The sequence below is a fragment of the Burkholderia sp. MSMB1835 genome (assembly GCF_001526365.1).
In the GTDB taxonomy this organism is placed as follows: Bacteria; Pseudomonadota; Gammaproteobacteria; order Burkholderiales; family Burkholderiaceae; genus Burkholderia.
This window is the reverse complement of the sequence record NZ_LOYP01000043.1, coordinates 43,685-65,998: the sequence shown is the minus strand read 5'-3', so window position 1 is coordinate 65,998 and position 22,314 is coordinate 43,685. Positions and strand designations below refer to the sequence as shown.

Sequence of the window (22,314 nt, the reverse complement as noted above, 5' to 3'; positions counted from 1 at the left end):
TATGACGCAACCGATTCCGCGATGACCGACCACGCCCGTTCCGCCACGCCCTTCCGGGTCGCCGCGCTGCAGATGGTGAGCACGCCGGACGTCACACGCAATCTGGCCGAAGCGCGCCGCCTGATCGCGGAAGCCGCCGGCGAAGGCGCGCAGCTCGTGCTGCTGCCCGAGTATTTCTGCTTCATGGGTCACCGCGACACCGACAAGCTCGCGCTCGCCGAACCGTACCGCGACGGCCCGATCCAGCAGTTCCTCGCCGACGCCGCGCGCCGCCACGGCATCTGGGTGATCGGCGGCACGCTGCCGCTGAAGGCGCCGGAGCCCGATCGCGTGCTGAACACGACGCTCGTGTTCGATCCGTCCGGCCACGAGGCCGCGCGCTACGACAAGATCCACCTGTTCAACTTCGAGAAAGGCGACGAGTCGTTCGACGAGGCGCGCACGATCCGCGCGGGCGACACGGTCGTCGCGTTCGACGCGCCGTTCGGGCAGGTCGGCCTGTCGGTCTGTTACGATCTCCGCTTTCCGGAGCTGTACCGCCGCATGGGCGACTGCGCGCTGATGGTCGTGCCGTCGGCGTTTACGTATACGACGGGCCGCGCGCACTGGGAAACGCTGCTGCGCGCGCGGGCCGTCGAGAACCAGTGCTACGTGCTCGCGGCCGCGCAGGGCGGCAAGCACGAGAACGGCCGGCGCACGTGGGGCCACAGCATGCTGATCGACCCGTGGGGCGAGATCGTCGCGGTGCGCGACGAGGGCGCCAGCGTCGTGCTCGGCACGATCGATCCGCAGCGCATCGCCGACGTGCGCCAGAGCCTGCCCGCATGGCGACACCGCGTGCTGACCTGAATCCGCCGCACCGCTTGACACGCCGTGCGGCCCACCCGTCTGCCCGGCAGCACCCGACAACTTTTTGAGAACTCCCGATATCCGCATGAACATCATCGAACCCGGCATCCGCAACCTCGCGCTGGCGAAGGACATCCTGCTCACGCCGTACGGCCTCGACGAAAGCCTGCTCACGCGCACGATCGCCGACATCTTCACGCATCGCGTCGACTACGCGGACCTGTACTTCCAGGCAACCCGCAGCGAAGCGTGGAGCCTCGAGGAAGGCATCGTCAAGTCGGGCAGCTTCAGCATCGACCAGGGCGTCGGCGTGCGTGCGGTCGCGGGCGACCGCACCGCGTTCGCGTATTCGGACGACCTGTCGCCCGAAGCGATCGCGCAAGCCGCCGCCGCGACCAAGGCGATCGCGGCGGCCGGCGGCGGCCGCCAGAAGATCAAGGCCGCCACGTCGCTGACGGGCATCTCGGGCCGCGACCTGTACCTGCCGTCCGATCCGCTCGCGTCGCTCGACGCGACGGCCAAGGTCAAGCTGCTCGAACGCATCGAGCAGATGGCGCGCGGGCGCGACCCGCGCGTCACGCAGGTGATGGCTGGGCTCGCCGGCGAATACGACGTCGTGCTGGTCGCGCGCAGCGACGGCGCGCTCGCGGCCGACATCCGGCCGCTCGTGCGCGTGTCGGTCACGGTGATCGCCGAACAGAACGGCCGCCGCGAAATCGGCTCGGGCGGCGGCGGCGGCCGCTTCGACTACGGCTACTTCACCGACGAAGTCCTGTCGCGCTATGTCGACGACGCCGTGCACGCGGCGCTCGTCAACCTCGATGCACGCCCCGCGCCGGCCGGCGCGATGACGGTCGTGCTCGGGCCGGGCTGGCCGGGCGTGCTGCTGCACGAGGCGATCGGCCATGGCCTCGAAGGCGACTTCAACCGCAAGGGTTCGTCGGCGTTCGCGGGCCGGATCGGCGAGCAGGTCGCCGCGAAGGGCGTGACCGTCGTCGACGACGGCACGCTGCCGAACCGCCGCGGCTCGCTGAACATCGACGACGAAGGCAACCCGACGCAGTGCACGACGCTGATCGAGGACGGCATCCTGAAGGGCTACATCCAGGACACGCTGAACGCGCGGCTGATGAAAATGCCGGTCACGGGCAACGCGCGGCGCGAGTCGTACGCGGCGCTGCCGATGCCGCGCATGACGAACACCTACATGCTGAACGGCGACAAGGATCCGCAGGAAATCATCGCGTCGGTGAAGAACGGCCTGTACGCGGTGAATTTCGGCGGCGGCCAGGTCGACATCACGAACGGCAAGTTCGTGTTCTCGGCGTCCGAGGCGTACATGATCGAGAACGGCAAGATCACCTACCCGGTGAAGGGCGCGACGCTGATCGGCAGCGGCCCGGAATCGCTGAAGTACGTGAGCATGATCGGCAACGACATGTCGCTCGACACGGGCGTCGGCGTGTGCGGCAAGGAAGGCCAGAGCGTGCCGGTCGGCGTCGGCCAGCCGACCCTGCGGATCGACAAGATGACGGTCGGCGGTACGGCATAACCGCATCGCGGCGCAGACAATCCGCGCTTTTTGACGAAAACGCGCGGATTGTCCGCATTTTTTACGGTTCCCGGTTGCCAGCCGTCCGGGGACGGGGTATAAATTCCGAATCAACTTTTTGACGAGCCGAATTTCCGTCATGTCCGCCAAGTTTTACTTTTACTTTTTTTGGTATCTCAGACCGCTGGCGGATCGAGAGGGTTGATGGCGCGTAAAGCGCAACCGAAATTCCCGAAAAAACCGCCGGCGAACCCGGCGGTTTTTTTTCGCCCTTCGCCAGCCGGTCGCCGCCGCAGCGGTCCCGCGGCCCCGGCCGGCACCACCGAATTGCCCGAATCGATGAATCCGCCGCACGCGCACTGACCGAACGGCGCCCCGGAAAACCAGGAGAAACAGCATGCCCCCGCACAACACCGACGACGTCCGCATTCGCGAACTCAAGGAACTGACGCCGCCCGCCCACCTGATCCGCGAATTCGCGTGCTCCGAAGCCGCGTCCGAGCTGATCTACCACTCGCGCCAGTCGATGCACCGCATCCTGCACGGGATGGACGACCGGTTGATCGTCGTGATCGGGCCGTGCTCGATCCACGACACGAAGGCGGCGATCGAATACGCGGGCCGGCTCGTGAAGGAGCGCGAGCGTTTCAAGGGCGAACTGGAAATCGTGATGCGCGTGTACTTCGAGAAGCCGCGCACGACGGTCGGCTGGAAGGGGCTCATCAACGATCCGCACCTCGACAACAGCTTCAAGATCAACGAAGGGCTGCGCACCGCGCGCGAGCTGCTGCTGCAGATCAACGAAATGGGGCTGCCGGCCGCGACCGAATACCTCGACATGATCAGCCCGCAGTACATCGCCGACCTGATCTCGTGGGGCGCGATCGGCGCGCGCACGACCGAGTCGCAGGTGCACCGCGAGCTCGCGTCGGGGCTGTCGTGCCCGGTCGGCTTCAAGAACGGCACCGACGGCAACGTGAAGATCGCGGTCGACGCGATCAAGGCCGCGTCGCAGCCGCATCATTTCCTGTCGGTGACGAAGGGCGGCCATTCGGCGATCGTGTCGACGGCCGGCAACGAGGATTGCCACGTGATCCTGCGCGGCGGCAAGACGCCGAACTACGACGCGGACAGCGTGAACGCCGCCTGCGCGGACATCGGCAAGGCCGGCCTCGCCGCGCGCCTGATGATCGACGCGAGCCACGCGAACAGCTCGAAGAAGCACGAGAACCAGATCCCCGTGTGCGCCGACATCGGCCGCCAGATCGCGGCCGGCGACGAACGCATCGTCGGCGTGATGATCGAATCGCACCTCGTCGAGGGTCGCCAAGACCTGAAGGAAGGCTGCGCGCTGACCTACGGCCAGAGCATCACCGACGCGTGCATCGCGTGGGACGACAGCGTGAAGGTGCTCGAAGGCCTGGCGGAAGCCGTGAAGGCGCGCCGGGTCGCGCGCGGCAGCGGCAACTGACGGACGCAAGCAGGCTGCATCGTCATGGCGCCGCGTGCCAGCGGATTGGCCATGCGGTCAGCCTGCGCTCGGCATCCGGCTCTGCTAGACTAGCTAACACAGCCTAGCTAATCAGGAAACGACCATGCCGACCGTCAATATGCACGCCGCCAAATCGCGGCTCTCGAGCCTCGTCGAAGCACTCGAATCGGGGCGCGAATCCGAGGTCGTGATCGCCCGCAACGGTCATCCGGTCGCCCGGATCGTTCCTTACGCGGCACCGAAGCGAATCGGTGCGGCCCGTCAGTTGCTTGCCGGGCTGAACATCCCGACCACCATCGAGACATTCAATGCCGGCGACGAATCGATCGCCGCCGACTTCGATGCCAGCACGGAACGGGGGCTCCGGCCGTGAAACTGCTGCTCGATACGCATATCGCGCTGTGGGCCGCTGAAGGCGCGCCTCAACTTTCTTCGACTGCGGTCGCGTTGATCGAGGATCCTGCGAACACCCTGTATGTCAGTGCCGCATCCATCTGGGAAATTGCGATCAAATACCGCAAAGGCAACCTGCCCGTTCATCCGCGCGACGCACGTTCGGCGTTCCGGCTCGCCGGTTTCGCGGAGCTGTCGATCAGCAGCGATCACGTCGAGGCGGTCGCCGCGCTGCCGGATTTCCCGGACCATGCCGACCCGTTCGATCGCGTGATGGTTGCCCAGGCGCTTCATGAGGGCATGCCGCTCGTCAGTGCCGATCCAAAAGTATGGCGCTATCACGCGACGCTGATGCTGCGTGCCTGACGCCATCCGTGCGACAGCGCAAGCGACACAATCGCAGCCCGGCTCGCGCCGGGCTTTCTCATTGGCCGGCAACCCTCGGTGCGTGCATCACTCGAGCGCGCCCGACCCGAAGATCTCGGTATTCACGCGTTCCGGCGCGACGCCGAGCGCGACAAGCGCGTCGCGCTGCGCCTTCATGAACGCGACCGGCCCACAGACGTAGTAGTCGGCGTCCGGCACCAGCGCGTACTGCTGCACGCGTTCCGGCGTGAGGCGCCCTTCGAGATCGTGATCGATGCCGAGACGATCGTGCGGGCCGACCAGCTCGTACAGCACCGTTCGCTTGACGTTCGCGTGCTCGCCGACGGTGTCGTTCAGCCAGTCGCGGAACGCGTGCACCGCGCCCGAACGGCATGCGTGAATGAACCGCACGTCGCGCTTGCTGCCTTCGGCGACCAGCGTCGACGCCATCGACATCATCGGCGTGATGCCGACCCCGCCCGAGATCAGCACGACCGGCGTAGCCACGTCGCGCTTCAGCGAGAAGTCGCCCATCGGCGCGGTCACCTCGACGATCGCGCCCTCCTCCACACCGTCGTGCATCAGCGTCGATACCTTGCCGGCCGGGATCGCTTCGGCCTTGCCGGCCTCGCGCTTCACCGAGATGCGCAGCCACTTGCCGTGCGGCGCGTCGGACAGGCTGTACTGGCGCGGCTGGTCGACGCCGAGATCGCCGACGAAGCGCTTCACGGTGAGGTACTGGCCCGGCTCGAACGTCGGCGCCGCGCCGCCGTCGGCGGGCGTCAGGTAGAACGACGTGATCTCGTCGCTTTCGCGCACCTTGCGCGCGACCTTGAACGGGCGGAAGCCGCTCCACGCGGCGTTCGCGTACAGATCGGCCTCGGCGCCGATCATGATCTGCGCGAGCTGGCCGTACGCGACGCGCCACGCTTCGAGCGTGTCGGCATCGACCGCGTCGCCGAGCACTTCGACGATCGACGCAAGCAGGTTCTCGCCGACGATCGGGTAGTGCTCGGGGCGAATGTTCAGGCTCGCGTGCTTGTGCGAGATGCGCGACACCGCGCCGCCGAGCGCGCCGAGGTTGTCGATGTTGGCCGCGTACGCATAAACGGCCTTCGCGAGCGTTTCGGGCTGGCTGCCGGTCTTCTGGTGCGTCTGGTTGAACAGGTTCTTCAGTTCCGGATGACGCGCGAACATGCGCTGATAGAAATGCTTCGTGATCGTCGCGCCGTGCTCGGCGAGGACGGGGGCCGTGGCCTTCACACGGGCCATCTGGTCAGCGGTGAGGTGGGTCATGTGCGTTCTCCGTTAAACATGCTCATACAATACATGTTTAAAAACGGACGCCCGCCGGACAAATTGTCGCAGTGCGCAAAAACGTGGCGGCGCGCTAGCGGACGCGCCCCCGCTCCCACAGCACGTCGGCGCCGCCGCCGGCGCGGTTCAGCACGCGCGCCAGCACGAACAGCAGGTCGGACAGCCGGTTCACGTACCGCCGCGGTGCGTCGTTGAGCGTGTCGCCACGCCCGAGCGCGACGATCGAGCGCTCCGCGCGGCGGCACACGGTGCGGCAGACATGCGCGAGCGATGCGGCGCGCGAGCCGGCCGGCAGGATGAATTCCTTCAGCGGCGGCAGCGTCGCGTTGTAGTCGGCGAGCCACTGGTCGAGGCGCGCGAGATGCGTATCGTCGAGCACCGTATGGCCGGGAATGCACAGCTCGCCGCCGAGATCGAACAGGTCGTGCTGGATCGTGACGAGCGCCGTGCGCACGTCGTCCGGCAACGCCTCGGCCAGCAGCACGCCGAGATTCGAGTTCAGTTCGTCGACGTCGCCGATCGCGGCGATCCGCGCGTCGTCCTTGCCGATGCGCCGCCCGTCGCCCAGCCCGGTGGTCCCGTCGTCGCCCGTGCGCGTCGCGATCTTGCTCAAGCGGTTGCCCATGCGAATGTCCTCTCGTACGCGGCCGCCACGCGGCCCGGTTGGCTGGAACGCGATTATCGCAGCCCGCGGCGGCAGGCGCAGCGGACGTTACAGCGTAGAATGAGCCGACAGTACGACAAGCAGTCAGGAGACATTCGTGAATCACCCTGCCCCGCCGGCCGCCACGCGCCGCCCGCTGCCCCCCGCCATGCTCGATGCGCTGCGCGCCGCTTTCGGCGAGCGCGTGTCGACCGCCGACGCGGTTCGCGCCCATCACGGCCGCGACGAATCCCCGTTCGATCCGCAACTGCCCGACGCCGTCGTGTTCGCGCGCAGCACCGACGACGTGCGCGAAGTCGTGTCGCTGTGCTCGCTCTACGGCGTGCCGCTGATCCCGTACGGCGCCGGCTCGTCGCTCGAGGGCCACCTGCTCGCGGTGCGCGGCGGCGTGTCGCTCGACCTGTCGGACATGAACCGCGTGCTGTCGATCAACGCCGAAGACCTGACCGTGACGGTCGAGCCGGGTATCACCCGCAAGGCGCTCAACGAAGCGTTGCGCGACACCGGCCTGTTCTTCCCGATCGATCCGGGCGCCGACGCCAGCATCGGCGGGATGACCGCGACCCGCGCGTCGGGCACCAACGCCGTGCGCTACGGCACGATGCGCGAGAACGTGCTCGGCCTGAGCGCGGTGCTCGCGGACGGCCGCGTGATCAAGACCGGCTCGCGCGCGCGCAAGTCGTCGGCCGGCTACGACCTCACGCGGCTGTTCGTCGGGTCCGAAGGCACGCTCGGCGTGATCACCGAGATCACGCTGCGCCTGCACCCGCTGCCCGAGGCCGTGTCGGCCGCGATCTGCACGTTCCCGACGATGGGCGACGCGGTCCGCACGGTGATCGAGACGATCCAGATCGGCGTGCCGATCGCGCGCGTCGAATTCGTCGACGCACTCGCGGTGCGCTCGATCAACCGTCACTCGAATCTGACGCTGACCGAAGCGCCGACGCTGTTCTTCGAATTCCACGGCACCGACGCCGGCGTGAAGGAACAGGCCGAACTCGTGCAGGCGCTCGCCGGCCAGCATTCCGGCCAGGGCTTCGAATGGGCGACGCGCCCCGAGGATCGCACGCGGCTCTGGTCCGCGCGTCACAACGCGTACTTCGCGATGCTGCAGTTGAAGCCCGGTTGCCGCGCGGTGACGACCGACGTGTGCGTGCCGATCTCGCAGCTCGCCGCGTGCGTCGAGGAAACCGAGCTCGACCTGCGCGCGTCGTCGCTGCCCTGCCCGATCGTCGGGCACGTCGGCGACGGCAATTTCCACGTCGCGATCCTGATCGACCCCGACAAGCCCGAGGAACTCGCCGAAGCCGAACACATCAACGACCGGATCGTCGAACGCGCGCTGCGCCTGGGCGGCACTTGCACGGGCGAGCACGGCGTCGGGCTGCACAAGATGCGCTTCCTGCCGAAGGAGCACGGCGACAACGCCATCGACACGATGCGCGCGATCAAGCTCGCGCTCGATCCGCGCAACCTGATGAATCCGGGCAAGATTTTCACGTGCTGACACGGCGGCGCGGCACCGCGCCCCACGCAGGAGACCTCATGAACGCTCCCGTCGAACTGTCGAGCGCCGCACGCGCGCAGCGCCAGCGCGAAGTCGTGCAGGCGCTGATGGCCGTGCTGCCGACGCACTGCCTGCTGTACCGCGACGAGGACACGGCGCCGTACGAATGCGACGGCCTGTCCGCGTACCGCCGGCTGCCGCTCGCGGTCGCGTTGCCCGAGACGGAGTCGCAGGTGCAGCGCATCGTGCAGATCTGCCGCCGCATGGAAGTGCCGATCGTGCCGCGCGGCGCCGGCACCAGCCTGTCGGGCGGCGCGCTGCCGATCGCGCTCGGCGTCGTGCTGTCGCTCGCGCGCTTCACGCGCATCGTCGAAGTCGATCCGTACGCACGCACGGCGACCGTGCAGCCCGGCGTGCGCAACCTCGCGATTTCGGAAGCGGCCGCGCCGTACGGCCTGTATTACGCGCCCGACCCGTCGTCGCAGATCGCGTGCACGATCGGCGGCAACGTCGCGGAAAATTCCGGCGGCGTCCACTGCCTGAAATACGGGCTGACCGTGCACAACGTGATGCGCGTGCGCGCGGTGACGATCGACGGCGAGATCGTCGAATTCGGCTCGCTCGCGCTCGACATGCCGGGCCTCGACCTGCTCGCCGTGATGATCGGCAGCGAAGGGATGTTCGCGATCGTCACCGAGGTCACGGTGCGACTGATCCCGAAGCCGCAGACCGCGCAGCTCGTGATGGCGAGTTTCGACGACGTCGTCAAGGGCGGCGAGGCCGTCGCGGCGATCATCGCGTCGGGCATCATCCCGGCCGGGCTCGAGATGATGGACAAGCCGGCGACGCAAGCCGTCGAGACGTTCACGCACGCGGGCTACGACCTCGACGCGAAGGCGATCCTCTTGTGCGAATCGGACGGCACGCCCGAAGAAGTCGCCGAGGAGATCGTGCGGATGACGGCCGTGCTGCGCGAACACGGCGCGACGCGCATCCAGGTGTCGCGCAACGAAAGCGAACGGCTCCGCTTCTGGTCCGGCCGCAAGAACGCGTTCCCGGCCGCCGGCCGCATTTCCGCCGATTACTACTGCATGGACGGCACCGTGCCGCGCCGCGCGATCGGCCTGCTGCTCGCGCGCATCGAGCAGCTCGAAACGCGCTACGGGCTGCGCTGCATCAACGTGTTCCATGCGGGCGACGGCAACATGCATCCGCTGATCCTCTACAACGCGAACGATCCGGACGAGCTGCACCGCGCCGAGCAGTTCGGCGCGGAGATCCTCGAATGCTGCGTGGAATTCGGCGGCAGCGTGACGGGCGAGCACGGCGTCGGTATCGAAAAGCTCAATTCGATGTGCGTGCAGTTCTCGCCGCAGGAGCGCGATGCGTTCTTCGCGGTCAAGCGCGCATTCGATCCGGCCGGGCTGCTGAACCCGGACAAGGGCATCCCGACCCGCGCGCGCTGCGCCGAATACGGGCGTCAGCACGTGCGCGGCGGGCTGCTGCCGCACCCGGACCTGCCGCGCTTCTGAGCGGCGCGCGCGGGTCGCGGCCCGCGCCGGCGGCCGCTGTGCGCGGGTCTGCCGTGCCCGCGCGGCGCGTTCGCGTGCCGGCCGCACATGCCGGCTGCGGGACGGGGCTTAGGGATAGTCGCGATGTGGAATCGCGCCACCCCGGTACAATCGACCGGACAACGAGACGAGAAAGCAACGGAACATGGAAGAGGACGACATCGTCGCCGGATGGGCCGAGCGCATCCGCGCCGCCAGTGCCGACGGCCGGCCGCTGCGGATTCGCGGCGGCGGCACCAAGGACTGGTACGGCCAGGCGCTCGAGGGCGAAATACTCGACACGCGCGCGTTTCAGGGCGTCGTGTCGTACGACCCGGCCGAACTCGTCGTCACGGTCCGCGCGGGCACGCCGCTCGCGCAACTTGAAACCGTCCTTGCCGAGTGCGGCCAGATGCTGCCGTTCGAGCCGCCGCACTTCGGCCGTTCGGCCACCGTCGGCGGCTGCGTCGCGGCCGGCCTCGCGGGCCCGCGCCGCGCCACCTGCGGCGCACCGCGCGATTTCGTGCTCGGCACCACGCTGATGAACGGTCGCGGCGAAACGCTGCGCTTCGGCGGGCAGGTCGTGAAGAACGTCGCCGGCTACGACGTGTCGCGGCTGATGGCCGGCGCGCTCGGCACGCTCGGGCTGATGCTCGACCTGTCGATCAAGGTGCTGCCGATGCCTGTCGCCGAAGTCACGCTCAAATTCGAGATGACCGCGACCGACGCGGTGCGCAAGCTCAACGAATGGGGCGGCCATCCGCTGCCGGTCAGCGCGAGCGCATGGCGCAACGGCACGCTCGTGCTGCGCCTGTCGGGCGCGGAAGCCGCCGTGAAATCCGCGAAAGCGCTGCTCGGCGGCGAAGTCGTCGACGCGGTCGAGGCCGAGCGCTTCTGGTCCGGCCTGCGCGAGCATACCGATCCGTTCTTCAACGGCATCCCGCCCGGCTACGCGCTGTGGCGCCTGTCGCTGCCGTCGATCACCGAACCGATGCACCTGCCCGGCACGCAGTTGATGGAATGGGGCGGCGCGCAGCGCTGGTGGATCACCGACGCCGACGCGCAAACCGTGCGCATGAGCGCGAAGCAGGCCGGCGGCCATGCGACGCTGTTCCGCGCGGGCGACACCTACGACCGCAGCGCGGGCGTGTTCACGCCGCTGCCCGCGCCGATGATGAAGATCCACCGCGGGCTGAAGAGCGCGTTCGATCCCGCGCGCATCTTCAATCGCGGCCGGCTGTACCCAGAACTTTGAGGGCAGGATGCAAACGAACCTCGCCGATTTCATCCGCAATACGCCCGACGGCGACGAGGCCGACGCGATCCTGCGCAAATGCGTGCACTGCGGGTTCTGCACCGCGACCTGCCCGACCTATCAACTGCTCGGCGACGAACTCGACGGCCCGCGCGGACGCATCTACCTGATCAAGCAGATGGTCGAAGGCGCGCCCGTCACGCGCAGCACGCAACAGCATCTCGACCGCTGCCTCACCTGCCGCAGCTGCGAGACGACCTGCCCGTCCGGCGTCCAGTACGGCCGGCTCGTCGAGATCGGCCGCAAGCACGTGGAGGCGCAGGTGGAACGCCCCGCGCAGCAGCGGCTCATGCGCCGCGTGCTCGCGAGCGTCGTGCCGAACGCCGCGCTGTTCTCGCCGGCGATGCGGCTCGGCCAGCACGTGCGGCCGCTGCTGCCGAAGCGGCTGCGCGACAAGGTGCCGCCGCGCACGCGGCTGCTCGAATGGCCGCACCGCACGCATACGCGCAAGATGCTGATGCTCGGCGGCTGCGTGCAGCCGTCGATGCTGCCGAACATCAACATCGCGACCGCACGCGTGCTCGACGCGCTCGGCATCGAGACGGTCGTCTCGCCCGACGCGGGCTGCTGCGGCGCGATCCGCCTGCATCTGAACTATCACGACGAAGCGCTCGACGACGCGCGCCGCAACATCGACGCGTGGTGGCCCCACGTCGAACAGGGCGCCGAGGCGATCGTGATGAATGCATCGGGCTGCGGCGCGACGGTGCTCGAATACGCGCACCTGCTGCGCGACGATCCGGCCTATGCGGAGAAAGCGCAGCGTATCGTGTCGCTGACGCGCGACATCTCCGACGTGCTGCTCGCGTTCGAGGCCGAACTCGCGACGATCGCCCGGCGCCGCGCGATCCATACGGTCGCGTACCACCCGCCGTGCACGCTGCAGCACGGGCAGCAGTCGCGCGGCAAGGTCGAGCGCCTGCTCGAAACGCTCGGCATCGACGTGCGGCTGCCGGCCGACAGTCATCTGTGCTGCGGCTCGGCCGGCACCTATTCGCTGACGCAGCCGTCGCTGTCGTACCGGTTGCGCAAGCAGAAGCTGCTGAAGCTGCAGGCGCTCGAACCGCAGATGATCGTGTCCGGCAACATCGGCTGCATCGCGCATCTGCAAAGCGGCACGCAGGTGCCGGTCGCTCACTGGATCCAGCTCGTCGAGCATCTGCTGTACGGCTAGCGCCCGTTCACGCATGACGGGTAGGCGCGCGGCGTCCGTATAATGAGCGGATCGATGCGCGGCGGATCGCCGCGCATCGGCTTCATGCCCGTTTCCGCGCTGCCTGCGTGCCTGCTTCCGTGCCCGTCATGTCCGATCTCGCCGCCCGTCTCGACTCCGTTCACCGCCGCATCGCCGACGCCGCCCGCGCGGCCGGCCGCGATCCCGCCACCGTATCGCTGCTCGCCGTGTCGAAGACGTTTCCGGCCGACGACGTGCGCGCCGCGCATGCAGCTGGGCAGCGCGCCTTCGGCGAGAACTACGTGCAGGAGTCGATCGACAAGATCGACGCGCTCGCCGACCTGCGCGCGAGCCTCGAATGGCATTTCATCGGACCGCTGCAATCGAACAAGACGCGCCCCGTCGCCGAGCGCTTCGACTGGGTCCATTCGGTGGACCGGCTGAAGATCGCGCAGCGCCTGTCGGAACAGCGCCCCGCGCACCTGCCGCCGCTCAACGTATGCGTGCAGGTGAACATCAGCGGCGAGGCGTCGAAGAGCGGCGTCGCGCCGGCCGACGTGGCCGAGGTCGCGCGGGCGGTCGCCGCGCTGCCGTCGCTGCGGCTGCGCGGCCTGATGGCGATTCCCGAACCGGCCGCCGACACCGACGCGCAGCGCGCGCCGCACCGCGCGCTGCGCGCGTTGTTCGACGCGTTGCGCGCCGACGGTCTGCCGCTCGACACGCTGTCGATGGGCATGTCCGCCGATCTCGACGCGGCCGTGCTCGAAGGCGCGACGATCGTGCGCGTCGGCACCGCGATCTTCGGCGCGCGCGACTACTCGCGCTGAACGCCGCGTTCTTTTCCGCCTTTCCGTTCACTCACTCGCTCATTCCCGACATCATGAAAATCGCATTCATCGGCGGCGGCAACATGGCCGCGGCCCTGATCGGCGGCCTGATCAAGCGCGGCGTCGCCGCGGACGGCCTGTATGCCATCGACATCAACGAAGACGTCCGCGCGCGCGCCGCGCAGCAATTCGGCGTGCGCACCGGCGCGGCCGTCGACGCCACGCTCGCCGATTACGACGCGATCGTGCTCGCGGTGAAGCCGCAGGTGCTGAAGGACGTCGCGCAGGCGCTCGCGCCGCACCTGAAGTCGCAGCTCGTGATCAGCATCGCGGCCGGCATCCGCGGCACGGATCTCGCCCGCTGGCTCGGCGGCTACGCGCGCGTCGTGCGCACGATGCCGAACACGCCGGCGCTGGTCGGCATGGGCGTGACCGGCCTGGCCGCGCTGCCGGGCGTCGACGCGGCAGGCCGCGAACTCGCGTCGAGCGTGCTCGGCGCGGTCGGCGAGATCGTGTGGTTCGACGACGAATCGCAGCTCGACGCGGTCACGGCGATTTCGGGCAGCGGCCCCGCGTACGTGTTCTATTTCATCGAAGCGCTGCAGGAAGCCGCGCGCCGTCTCGGCATGAACGACGAACAGGGCCGCGCGCTCGCGGTCGCGACGTTCGCGGGCGCCGCGCAACTGGCCGCGCAATCGGGCGAGCCGGCGAGCGTGCTGCGCGAACGCGTGACGTCGAAGGGCGGCACGACGGCCGCCGCGCTCGCGGCGTTCGACGCGCAGGGCGTGAAGGAAGCGATCGTGCGCGGCGCGCTCGCAGCCGACGCGCGCGCGAAGGAAATGGGCGACGAGCTCGGCCGCGCGTAAGCGCGACAAGCGGCGTCGGTTTGCGCCGGTGCCTGGCGTAAAAAAAGCGACCGTCGGGTCGCTTTTTTCGTTGGCGCCGCCCGCAAAGGCGCGATATGTCGGGGTGTCGTTCAGCGAGCGGCCAGCAGGTAATGCGCGGCGATGCCCGCGAACAGCACGCCGCCGAGCCAGTTGTTGTGGCGGAACGCCGCGAAGCACGGCATCCGTTCGCGACCCTTGATCAGCGTGTAGTGATACAGCGCGCAGCCGAGCGCCGCCGCCCAGCCGGCCCAGTACGCGATGCCGAAGCCGAGCGTCACGCCGATCCACACGTAGATGCCGAGCGTCACCGCGTAGCACGCCATCACGGCCGCGACGTCGAAGCGGCCGAACGTCAGCGCGGACGTGCGGATGCCGATCTTGATGTCGTCGTCGCGATCGACCATCGCATATTCGGTGTCGTACGCGACCGACCAGAAGATGTTCGCGACCAGCATCACCCACGCCAGCACCGGCACCGTGTCCTGCACGGCCGCGAACGCCATCGGGATGCCGAAGCCGAACGCGATGCCGAGATACGCCTGCGGAATCGCGAAGAAGCGCTTCATGAACGGGTAGGAGCCGGCGACGAACAGCGCGACGACCGACAATTCTTTCGTCAGCGTATTGAGCGGCAGGATCAGCAGGAACGCGACGAACGACAGCCCGACCGCGATCGCGACGGCCTCCCATGCCCGGATCTTGCCCGACGTCAGCGGCCGGTCGGCCGTGCGCTTCACGTGGCGATCGAAATCGCGGTCGGCATAATCGTTGATCGCGCAGCCGGCCGAGCGCATCAGCAGCGTGCCGAGCGTGAAGATCACGAGCAGCGGCCAGCGCGGCTGGCCGTCCGATGCGATCCACAGCGCGTTGAGCGTCGGCCACAGCAGCAGCAGGCTGCCGATCGGCTTGTCCATCCGGACGAGCCGCAGATACAGGGGAAAGCGGGCAAGCATGGCGAAGCACCAGGAAGAGAATCCCGGCATTTTAGAGCCGAGCGGCGCCGCGCGTCATGTCGGCGCGACCCGCAGCCCACGGTCGCGGCGGGCGGGCCGGCCGCCGCGGCCCGCTGCGCACGGCCGCGCGGCGACGGACATCGATCCAGGGACAGATTCGGAGCCGGCCCGCCCGGGCCCGGCCCGACGCGCCAGCGGCTTCGGGCTCACGCGAGCAGCGACCGCAGCATCCATGCGGTCTTTTCGTGCGTCTGCAGGCGCTGCGTGAGCAGGTCGGCGGTCGGCTCGTCGCTCGCCGCATCGGCGATCGGGAAGATTTCGCGCGCGGTGCGCACGACCGTCTCGTGCCCTTCGACGAGCTGGCGGATCATCTCCTCGGCGGCCGGCACGCCCTTCGCTTCCGGGACCGACGACAGTTTCGCGAAATCGCCGAACGTGCCGGGCGCGACGACGCCCAGCGTGCGAATGCGCTCGGCGACGGAGTCGACCGCGAGCCATAGTTCGTTGTACTGCTCCTCGAACATCAGGTGCAGCGTGTTGAACATCGGTCCGGTCACGTTCCAGTGGAAATTGTGGGTCTTCAGGTACAGCGAAAACGTATCGGCGAGCAGGCGCGACAGGCCCTCCGCGATGTTCTTGCGATCCTTGTCGCTGATGCCGATGTTGATCTGCGTGGCGTTGCCTTTCTTGGCCATCTTCGGGACTCCTCATTCGAAATGTCGAACCGGCGAAAATGCATCGGGCAATCCGCATGCCGCATCGCGCGGCATCCGTTCGCGACTCGCCAGTCTAGCGTCGCGAATCCGTTGCCGCCATCAACCGCCGGCGGCCGACACGACCGGCGCGAGCGCGTGCAGCGCCTGCGAGGCCAGCTCCGCCGCTCCGCCGACGACGATCGCGAAGCCGACGACGTAGCGCGCCAGCTCCATCGGCGATCGCAGAATGGGCAACGCGGCCGCGCGCATGTCGAGCATCATTTGCGTCATGGTCGTCACTCCTTTGACAAGACATCGTTCAGGGAAGAAACGGCCGGTCGCCGGACCGGCCGTTTCACGTTACTGCATCACCGCATCACCGCATCGGGATGCGGCCGGGTTCATGCGAGGTCGAAGCGGTCGAGGTTCATCACCTTGTTCCAGGCCGCGACGAAATCGCGCACGAACTTCTCCTTCGCGTCCGCGCTGCCGTACACCTCGGCCAGCGCACGCAGTTGCGCATGCGAACCGAAGATCAGGTCGACGCGCGTGCCCGTCCACTTGAGCTCGCCCGTCGCGCGATCGCGCCCTTCGAACACGTCGTTCGCGGCCGACACCGGCTTCCATTCCGTGCCCATGTCGAGCAGGTTCACGAAGAAGTCGTTCGTCAGCGTTTCCGGACGATCGGTGAACACGCCATGCTTCGCATCGCCGGCATTCGCACCGAGCACGCGCAGGCCACCGACGAGCACCGTCATCTCCGGTGCGCTCAGCGTCAGCAACTGGGCCTTGTCGACCAGCAGCGCCTCGGCCGGCGTCTTGTACGCGTGCTTCAGGAAGTTGCGGAAACCGTCGGCGAGCGGCTCGAGCACGGCCATCGCGTCGACGTCGGTTTCTTCCTGCGACGCATCCATCCGGCCCGGCGCGAACGGCACGGCGACCGCGATACCCGCATTCTTCGCGGCCTGCTCGACGCCGGCCGCACCGGCCAGCACGATCAGGTCGGCCAGCGACACCTTCTTGCCGTCCGTCTGCGCATCGTTGAACGCCTTCTGCACGCCTTCGAGCGTTTCGAGCACCGCCGCGAGTTCGGCCGGGCGGTTCACTTCCCAGTCCTTCTGCGGCGCGAGGCGAATGCGCGCACCGTTCGCGCCGCCGCGCTTGTCCGAGCCGCGGAACGTCGACGCGGACGCCCAGGCGGTCGACACGAGCTGCGACACCGACAGGCCCGTCGCCAGCACCTTCGCCTTCAGCGCGGCGACGTCGGCGGCGTCGATCAGCGGGTGATCGACGGCCGGGATCGGGTCCTGCCACAGCAGGTGTTCCGCCGGGACTTCCGGGCCGAGATAACGGGCGCGCGGCCCCATGTCGCGGTGCGTGAGCTTGAACCACGCGCGTGCGAACGCGTCGGCGAATTCGTCCGGGTTCTCGTAGAAACGGCGCGAGATCTTTTCGTAGGCCGGGTCGAAACGCAGCGACAGGTCGGTCGTCAGCATCGTCGGACGATGCTTCTTCGATGCGTCGTACGCGTCCGGAATGATCTCGTCCGCATCCTTCGCGACCCACTGGTGCGCGCCGGCCGGGCTCTTCGTGAGCTCCCACTCGTAGCTGAACAGGTGCTTGAAGAAGTCGTTGCTCCACTTCGTCGGCGTCGACGTCCACGTGACTTCGAGACCGCTCGTGATCGTGTCCTTGCCCTTGCCCGTGCCGAACGTGCTCTTCCAGCCGAGGCCCTGCTGCTCGAGGCCCGCGGCTTCCGGCTCGGGACCGACGTTCGAGGCCGGGCCGGCGCCGTGCGTCTTGCCGAACGTGTGGCCGCCCGCGATCAGCGCGACCGTTTCCTCGTCGTTCATCGCCATCCGCGCGAACGTCTCGCGGATGTCGTGCGCGGCGGCGACCGGGTCGGGGTTGCCGTCCGGGCCTTCCGGGTTCACGTAGATCAGGCCCATCTGCACCGCGGCGAGCGGGCTTTCGAGCTCGCGCTTGCCCGTGTAGCGGCTGTTCGGGCCGCCGCTCAGTTCCAGCCAGATCTTTTCCGAGCCCCAGTAGACGTCGTCCGGTTCCCACGTATCGACGCGGCCGCCGGCATAGCCGAACGTCTTGAAGCCCATCGATTCGAGCGCGACGTTGCCGGTCAGGATCAGCAGGTCGGCCCACGAGATGTTGCGGCCGTACTTCTGCTTGATCGGCCAGAGCAGGCGGCGCGCCTTGTCGAGGCTCACGTTGTCCGGCCAGCTGTTGAGCGGCGCGAAGCGCTGCTGCCCGCCGCCCGCGCCGCCGCGGCCGTCGGCCGTGCGGTACGTGCCGGCGCTATGCCATGCCATGCGCACGAACAGGCCGCCGTAGTGGCCGAAGTCGGCCGGCCACCAGTCCTGCGACGTCGTCATTAGCGCGTGCAGGTCCTGCTTCACCGCGGCGAGATCCAGCTTCTTGAACGCCTCGGCGTAGTCGAAATCCGCGTCCATCGGATCGGACAGCGCCGAGTGCCGATGCAGGACGTTCAGGTTCAGCTGATTCGGCCACCAGTCCTTGTTCGTCGTGCCGCTGCCTGCGGTGTGGTTGAACGGGCACTTCGTTTCGTTCGACATGCTTTTTTCTCCTTCACTGGCTCGTAGGCCCCCACGTGCCGGGCGCGGTTCGTGGAGCGTTGCGGGGGGATAAGAAACGGAACAGGCGGGTCCTCCTGTCGTACTACGGGATGTCGTGCGCGGCCCTGGACGCGCGTTCCCGTTGCCGTGCGCCGCAGGCGGGGCACTCGGGGAAGCGGCTGCCGGCAGTCGTCGTGCCGACGACGCGGGCGGTTTTTCGACTATCGGACATGCGATGCTCCCTCATGGCTCGACGGCAGGTGAATCGGGGGAACACAGGACCGGCGTGCGGCGGCACTCATCCGCCATACACACGGTCCGCCAGGTACGCGAACGCAATCGGGCGCAGGCCGCGAACCGCCGCCCTGGCGCGATGTACGACCGTGTCGCGCGACGGGATGTTCCGCTGCGCGTGCTTCAATACCGACCGCATCATGACATCCTCCTTTGACGCTTGCATCCAACGTGCATCTCGCACATCGGCTCGACATCGATCCATGTAGAGGATTCTATCTATATCTATTAATTATTTGAATTTGATAAATTTCATCTATGCAATAGGGAAAAATAAACGGGGTCGCACGACCCCGTTCATCACGCTGCCACACGCCTCGTCGGCGCGTCAGTTCATCGTGGCCGGCATGTCGAGCTTCGCGACGCCCGGCAGCTCGCATGCGGCAATCGCGTCGCTGATCGCGTCGATCGCCGGCATCCGCGTGAAGCTCTTGCGCCACACGAGCACCACGCGGCGGTCGGGCACCGGTTCGTTGAACGGCACGTACGACAGCAGCTCGGCATCGGGGCCGTTCGCGCGCGGGCCGATCTCGGCGACCGACATCCGCGGCAGCACGGTGATGCCGACGCCGCTCGCGACCATGTGGCGAATGGTTTCGAGCGACGAGCCCTCGAACGTCTTCTGGATGCCGTCGGCCGTCTGCGAGAAGCGCATCAGTTCCGGACACACGCCGAGCACGTGATCGCGGAAGCAGTGGCCGTTGCCGAGCAGCAGCATGGTTTCCTGCTTCAGATCCTCGGCGTCGATTTCGTCGCGCTTCTCCCACGGATGGCCGGCCGGCAGCGCGACGACGAACGGCTCGTCGTACAGCGGTCGCACCATCAGGCCGGTTTCGGGGAACGGCAGCGCCATGATCGCGGCGTCGATCTCGCCCTGCTTCAGCAGTTCGAGCAGCTTCAGCGTGTAGTTCTCCTGCAGCATCAGCGGCATCTGCGGGACACGCTGGATCATCTGCTTGACGAGCGTCGGCAGCAGGTACGGCCCGATCGTGTAGATCACGCCGAGGCGGAACGGGCCGACGAGCGGGTCCTTGCCCTGCTTCGCGATCTCCTTGATCGCGAAGGTCTGCTCGAGCACGCGCTGCGCCTGGGTGACGATCTGGTCGCCGATCGGCGTCACGCTCACTTCGCTCGCGCCGCGCTCGAAAATCTGCACGTTGAGCTCGTCTTCGAGCTTCTTGATCGCCACCGACAGGGTCGGCTGGCTCACGAAGCACGCTTCGGCCGCGCGACCGAAATGCCGCTCGCGCGCGACCGCGACGATGTACTTCAATTCAGTCAGGGTCATTGTGGGTCAATCAGAGATATACAGGCGATAGGTTTAATTTATACACCCTCTGACCCAGGTTCGCCAAGTTTCTCTGCATCGCGATGCGTCGAGTGGCGGCCTCCGATCCGGCCCCAAGCCGGTCGATCAGGCCTTCAGGTACTGCTCGCGCGCGCCGAGCCAGCGCGCGAGATGCTGCGTGACGACCTCCGGATACGCGGCGATCAGCCGCGCCGCGGCCTCGCGGGCAGGATCGATCAGCCAGCCGTCGGTCTCGAGGTTCGCAAAACGCAGCATCGCCGCGCCCGACTGGCGCGCGCCGAGGAATTCGCCGGGCCCGCGGATTTCGAGGTCGCGCCGCGCGATCTCGAAACCGTCGGTCGTTTCGCGCATCGTCTTCAGCCGCTCGCGGCCGGCGATCGACAGCGGCCCGGTGTACAGCAGCACGCACACCGACGCCGCGGTGCCGCGCCCGACGCGGCCGCGCAACTGGTGCAGCTGCGCGAGGCCGAACCGCTCCGCGTGCTCGATCACCATCAGCGACGCGTTCGGCACGTCGACGCCGACTTCGATCACGGTCGTCGCGACCAGCAACTGCACTTCGTTGCGCGTGAACGCTTCCATCACGGCCGCCTTGTCGGCCGGCGACAGGCGGCCGTGCACGAGGCCGACCTTCAACTCGGGAAGCGCCGCGGCCAGCGTCTCGTAGGTTTCGACGGCCGTCTGCAACTGCAGCGTCTCGCTCTCCTCGATCAGCGGGCACACCCAATACACCTGGCGCCCGGTCAGCGCGGCCTCGCGCACGCGGGCGATCACTTCGTCGCGCCGCGCGTCGCCGACGAGGCGCGTCAGCACGGGCGTGCGGCCGGGCGGCAACTCGTCGATCGTCGATACCTCGAGGTCCGCGTAGTACGTCATCGCGAGCGTGCGCGGAATCGGCGTGGCCGACATCATCAGCTGGTGCGGCTGAAAGTCGCGCGCGCCGTTGGCGGCATTCGCGGCCTTCGCGCGCAACGCGAGACGCTGCTCGACGCCGAAACGGTGCTGCTCGTCGACGATCACGAGGCCGAGCCGCGCGAATTCGACCGTGTCCTGGATGATCGCGTGCGTGCCGATCACGAGCTGCGCGGTGCCGAGCGCGGCGGCCTCGATCGCCGCGCGTTTCTCCTTCGCCTTCAGGCTGCCCGCGAGCCATGCGACCGTGACGCCGAGCGGCTCGAGCCATGCGCGCAGCTTGCGCGCGTGCTGTTCCGCGAGGATTTCGGTCGGCGCCATCAGCGCGGCCTGGTAGCCGGCGTCGATCGCCTGCGTGGCGGCCAGCGCCGCGACGACCGTCTTGCCGCTGCCGACGTCGCCCTGCAGCAGGCGCTGCATCGGATGCGCGAGCGTGAGGTCGTGCGCGATCTCGTCGACGACGCGCGCCTGCGCGCCGGTCAACGTGAACGGCAGCGCCGCGTAAAGGCGCGTGGTCAACGCGTCGGTATCGGTCGCGGCGCGGCGCGGCATCGCGGGCGCGGCGCGGGTGCGGCGCTCCTCGTGCGCCCGCTTGAGCGACAGTTGCTGCGCGAGCAGCTCCTCGAACTTGATGCGCGTCCATGCCGGATGCGAGCCGTCCATCAGCGCGGCTTCGTCGGAATCGACGCCCGGGTGGTGCAGGATCCGCACGGCCTGCGCGAGCGTCGGCACGCCGAGCGGCTTCAGGTAGTCGCGCTCGATCTCGGGCGGCAGCAGCTCGGGCAGCGGCGTGCGCTCGACCGCGTTCTCGATCGCCTTGCGCAGATACGCCTGCGACACGCCGGCCGTGCTCGGGTAGACGGGCGTGAGCACCTGCGGCAGCGGCGCATCGGCTTCGACGACGCGCACGGCCGGATGCACCATCTCCATCCCGAAGAAGCCGCCGCGCACGTCGCCGCGCACGCGCAGCCGCTGGCCGACGGCCATCTGCTTGACCTGCGAGCCGTAGAAATTCAGGAAGCGCAGCACGAGCTGCTCGCCGTCGTCGTCCTGGATCTTCACGACGAGTTGGCGGCGCGGCCGGTACGCGACCTCGTTGTCGAACACGACGCCTTCGGTCTGCGCGATGCCGCCCGGCAGCAGTTCGCCGATCGGCGTGAGCGTGGTTTCGTCCTCGTAGCGCATCGGCAGATGCAGCACGAGATCGATCGAGCGCGTGAGGCCGAGCTTCGCGAGCTTGTCGGCGGTTTTCACGGGTTTGTCCGCGGCCGGCTTCTTCTTGCGGTTCGTGCCGGATGCGCCGGGTGCGCCCGCTTCCGCCGCTTCGTCGCCGTCCGCGCCGGGTTCGACGCCGGGCGCGGCCGCGGCCGGCTGCGCGAGCCGCCCGTCGGCGCCGCGCTTCGGGCCCGCGCGACGCGATGCCGCGCCACGCGGCGCGGCGCGCTCGCCCGCGGCTTGCGCGGGCGGCACGGCATCGTCCGCGTCGAACGGATCGGCGGAATCGGCAACGGCGGCGGAGGAGCGGCGGGGTGATACGGGCATCGGATCGTCTGGGTGCTTCGCAAGGCAAGTACAATAGCGGCTTTCACGTCGTCCGAACGAACGGCGCCGGCCAGGCCGCGCATCCCGCCATCATAGCGGCTCGCGCGCGCCGTTTACGCGTTTCCGCC

The 22,314-nt window shown here is 68.2% G+C and carries 19 protein-coding genes and 1 pseudogene; 12 read left to right on the top strand and 8 right to left on the bottom strand.

Translation table 11 applies throughout. The features are described 5' to 3' along the window. Positions 1 to 21 precede the first annotated feature (21 nt). The 6 genes and pseudogenes from WS96_RS19195 to WS96_RS19175 all read left to right on the top strand — a co-directional run bounded on the left by WS96_RS19195 (position 22) and on the right by WS96_RS19175 (position 4,652). Complete coding sequence (locus tag WS96_RS19195) at positions 22 to 849, top strand: carbon-nitrogen hydrolase family protein (protein WP_059834605.1); 828 nt, start codon at positions 22 to 24, stop codon at positions 847 to 849. Between the two features lie 85 nt (positions 850 to 934). Then, the gene (gene tldD, locus WS96_RS19190) at positions 935 to 2,401 is read left to right on the top strand and encodes a metalloprotease TldD (protein WP_059501033.1); all 1,467 of its coding nucleotides are present in this window, start codon (positions 935 to 937) and stop codon (positions 2,399 to 2,401) included. Positions 2,402 to 2,405: 4 nt separating this feature from the next. Next, positions 2,406 to 2,606 (top strand): annotated as a pseudogene (locus WS96_RS34790) (hypothetical protein). Positions 2,607 to 2,798: 192 nt separating this feature from the next. Next, positions 2,799 to 3,872, top strand: coding sequence for a 3-deoxy-7-phosphoheptulonate synthase AroG (gene aroG / locus WS96_RS19185; protein ID WP_034206466.1), 1,074 nt, complete (start codon positions 2,799 to 2,801; stop codon positions 3,870 to 3,872). Between the two features lie 124 nt (positions 3,873 to 3,996). Continuing rightward, positions 3,997 to 4,266, top strand: a complete 270-nt coding sequence (locus tag WS96_RS19180) for a type II toxin-antitoxin system Phd/YefM family antitoxin (protein WP_059834604.1) — start codon at positions 3,997 to 3,999, stop codon at positions 4,264 to 4,266. After that, the gene (locus WS96_RS19175; RefSeq protein WP_059834602.1) at positions 4,263 to 4,652 is read left to right on the top strand and encodes a type II toxin-antitoxin system VapC family toxin; all 390 of its coding nucleotides are present in this window, start codon (positions 4,263 to 4,265) and stop codon (positions 4,650 to 4,652) included. The genes WS96_RS19180 and WS96_RS19175 overlap by 4 nt, the downstream gene beginning before the upstream one ends. An 87-nt stretch (positions 4,653 to 4,739) precedes the next feature. Here the strand turns inward: WS96_RS19175 and hmpA are convergent, their stop codons facing one another. Both hmpA and WS96_RS19165 read right to left on the bottom strand, forming a co-directional pair. Further along, positions 4,740 to 5,948, bottom strand: a complete 1,209-nt coding sequence (hmpA, locus tag WS96_RS19170; RefSeq protein ID WP_059834600.1) for an NO-inducible flavohemoprotein — start codon at positions 5,946 to 5,948, stop codon at positions 4,740 to 4,742. A gap of 94 nt (positions 5,949 to 6,042) precedes the next feature. After that, complete coding sequence (locus WS96_RS19165) at positions 6,043 to 6,594, bottom strand: cob(I)yrinic acid a,c-diamide adenosyltransferase (protein ID WP_027783609.1); 552 nt, start codon at positions 6,592 to 6,594, stop codon at positions 6,043 to 6,045. A 136-nt stretch (positions 6,595 to 6,730) separates the two neighbouring features. Here WS96_RS19165 and WS96_RS19160 point away from each other — a divergent pair, with 136 nt between their 5' ends. The 6 genes from WS96_RS19160 (at position 6,731) to proC (ending at position 13,872) form a co-directional block, all read left to right on the top strand. Next, positions 6,731 to 8,140 (top strand): FAD-binding oxidoreductase, encoded by a 1,410-nt coding sequence (locus WS96_RS19160; RefSeq protein ID WP_059834599.1) that lies wholly within the window; start codon positions 6,731 to 6,733, stop codon positions 8,138 to 8,140. Positions 8,141 to 8,178: 38 nt separating this feature from the next. After that, a complete protein-coding gene (locus WS96_RS19155) occupies positions 8,179 to 9,672 on the top strand; it encodes an FAD-linked oxidase C-terminal domain-containing protein (protein ID WP_059834597.1) in 1,494 nt (497 codons plus the stop codon). Positions 9,673 to 9,856: 184 nt separating this feature from the next. Next, a complete protein-coding gene (gene glcE, locus WS96_RS19150) occupies positions 9,857 to 10,945 on the top strand; it encodes a glycolate oxidase subunit GlcE (protein ID WP_059834595.1) in 1,089 nt (362 codons plus the stop codon). A 7-nt stretch (positions 10,946 to 10,952) separates the two neighbouring features. Beyond that, complete coding sequence (gene glcF, locus WS96_RS19145; protein WP_034206459.1) at positions 10,953 to 12,179, top strand: glycolate oxidase subunit GlcF; 1,227 nt, start codon at positions 10,953 to 10,955, stop codon at positions 12,177 to 12,179. 128 nt (positions 12,180 to 12,307) lie between these two features. After that, a complete protein-coding gene (locus tag WS96_RS19140; protein WP_034206458.1) occupies positions 12,308 to 13,006 on the top strand; it encodes a YggS family pyridoxal phosphate-dependent enzyme in 699 nt (232 codons plus the stop codon). Positions 13,007 to 13,059: 53 nt separating this feature from the next. Then, entirely contained in the window at positions 13,060 to 13,872 is an 813-nt protein-coding gene (gene proC, locus WS96_RS19135; RefSeq protein WP_059834593.1) for a pyrroline-5-carboxylate reductase, read from the top strand. 110 nt (positions 13,873 to 13,982) lie between these two features. Here proC and ubiA read toward each other — a convergent pair whose 3' ends face one another. From ubiA to recG, 6 genes are all read right to left on the bottom strand, one after another. Beyond that, positions 13,983 to 14,846, bottom strand: a complete 864-nt coding sequence (ubiA, locus tag WS96_RS19130) for a 4-hydroxybenzoate octaprenyltransferase (protein WP_059834591.1) — start codon at positions 14,844 to 14,846, stop codon at positions 13,983 to 13,985. Positions 14,847 to 15,052: 206 nt separating this feature from the next. Then, the gene (gene dpsA, locus WS96_RS19125) at positions 15,053 to 15,541 is read right to left on the bottom strand and encodes a non-specific DNA-binding protein DpsA (RefSeq protein WP_034206455.1); all 489 of its coding nucleotides are present in this window, start codon (positions 15,539 to 15,541) and stop codon (positions 15,053 to 15,055) included. A gap of 120 nt (positions 15,542 to 15,661) precedes the next feature. Beyond that, entirely contained in the window at positions 15,662 to 15,832 is a 171-nt protein-coding gene (locus tag WS96_RS34085) for a hypothetical protein (RefSeq protein WP_179949959.1), read from the bottom strand. A gap of 110 nt (positions 15,833 to 15,942) precedes the next feature. Further along, positions 15,943 to 18,129, bottom strand: a complete 2,187-nt coding sequence (gene katG, locus WS96_RS19120; protein ID WP_059834589.1) for a catalase/peroxidase HPI — start codon at positions 18,127 to 18,129, stop codon at positions 15,943 to 15,945. Positions 18,130 to 18,751: 622 nt separating this feature from the next. Further along, on the bottom strand, positions 18,752 to 19,711 hold the full coding sequence (locus WS96_RS19115; RefSeq protein WP_006754461.1) for a LysR substrate-binding domain-containing protein: 960 nt from the start codon (positions 19,709 to 19,711) through the stop codon (positions 18,752 to 18,754). 126 nt (positions 19,712 to 19,837) lie between these two features. Continuing rightward, positions 19,838 to 22,186, bottom strand: a complete 2,349-nt coding sequence (recG, locus tag WS96_RS19110; protein WP_059834587.1) for an ATP-dependent DNA helicase RecG — start codon at positions 22,184 to 22,186, stop codon at positions 19,838 to 19,840. Positions 22,187 to 22,314 lie beyond the last annotated feature (128 nt).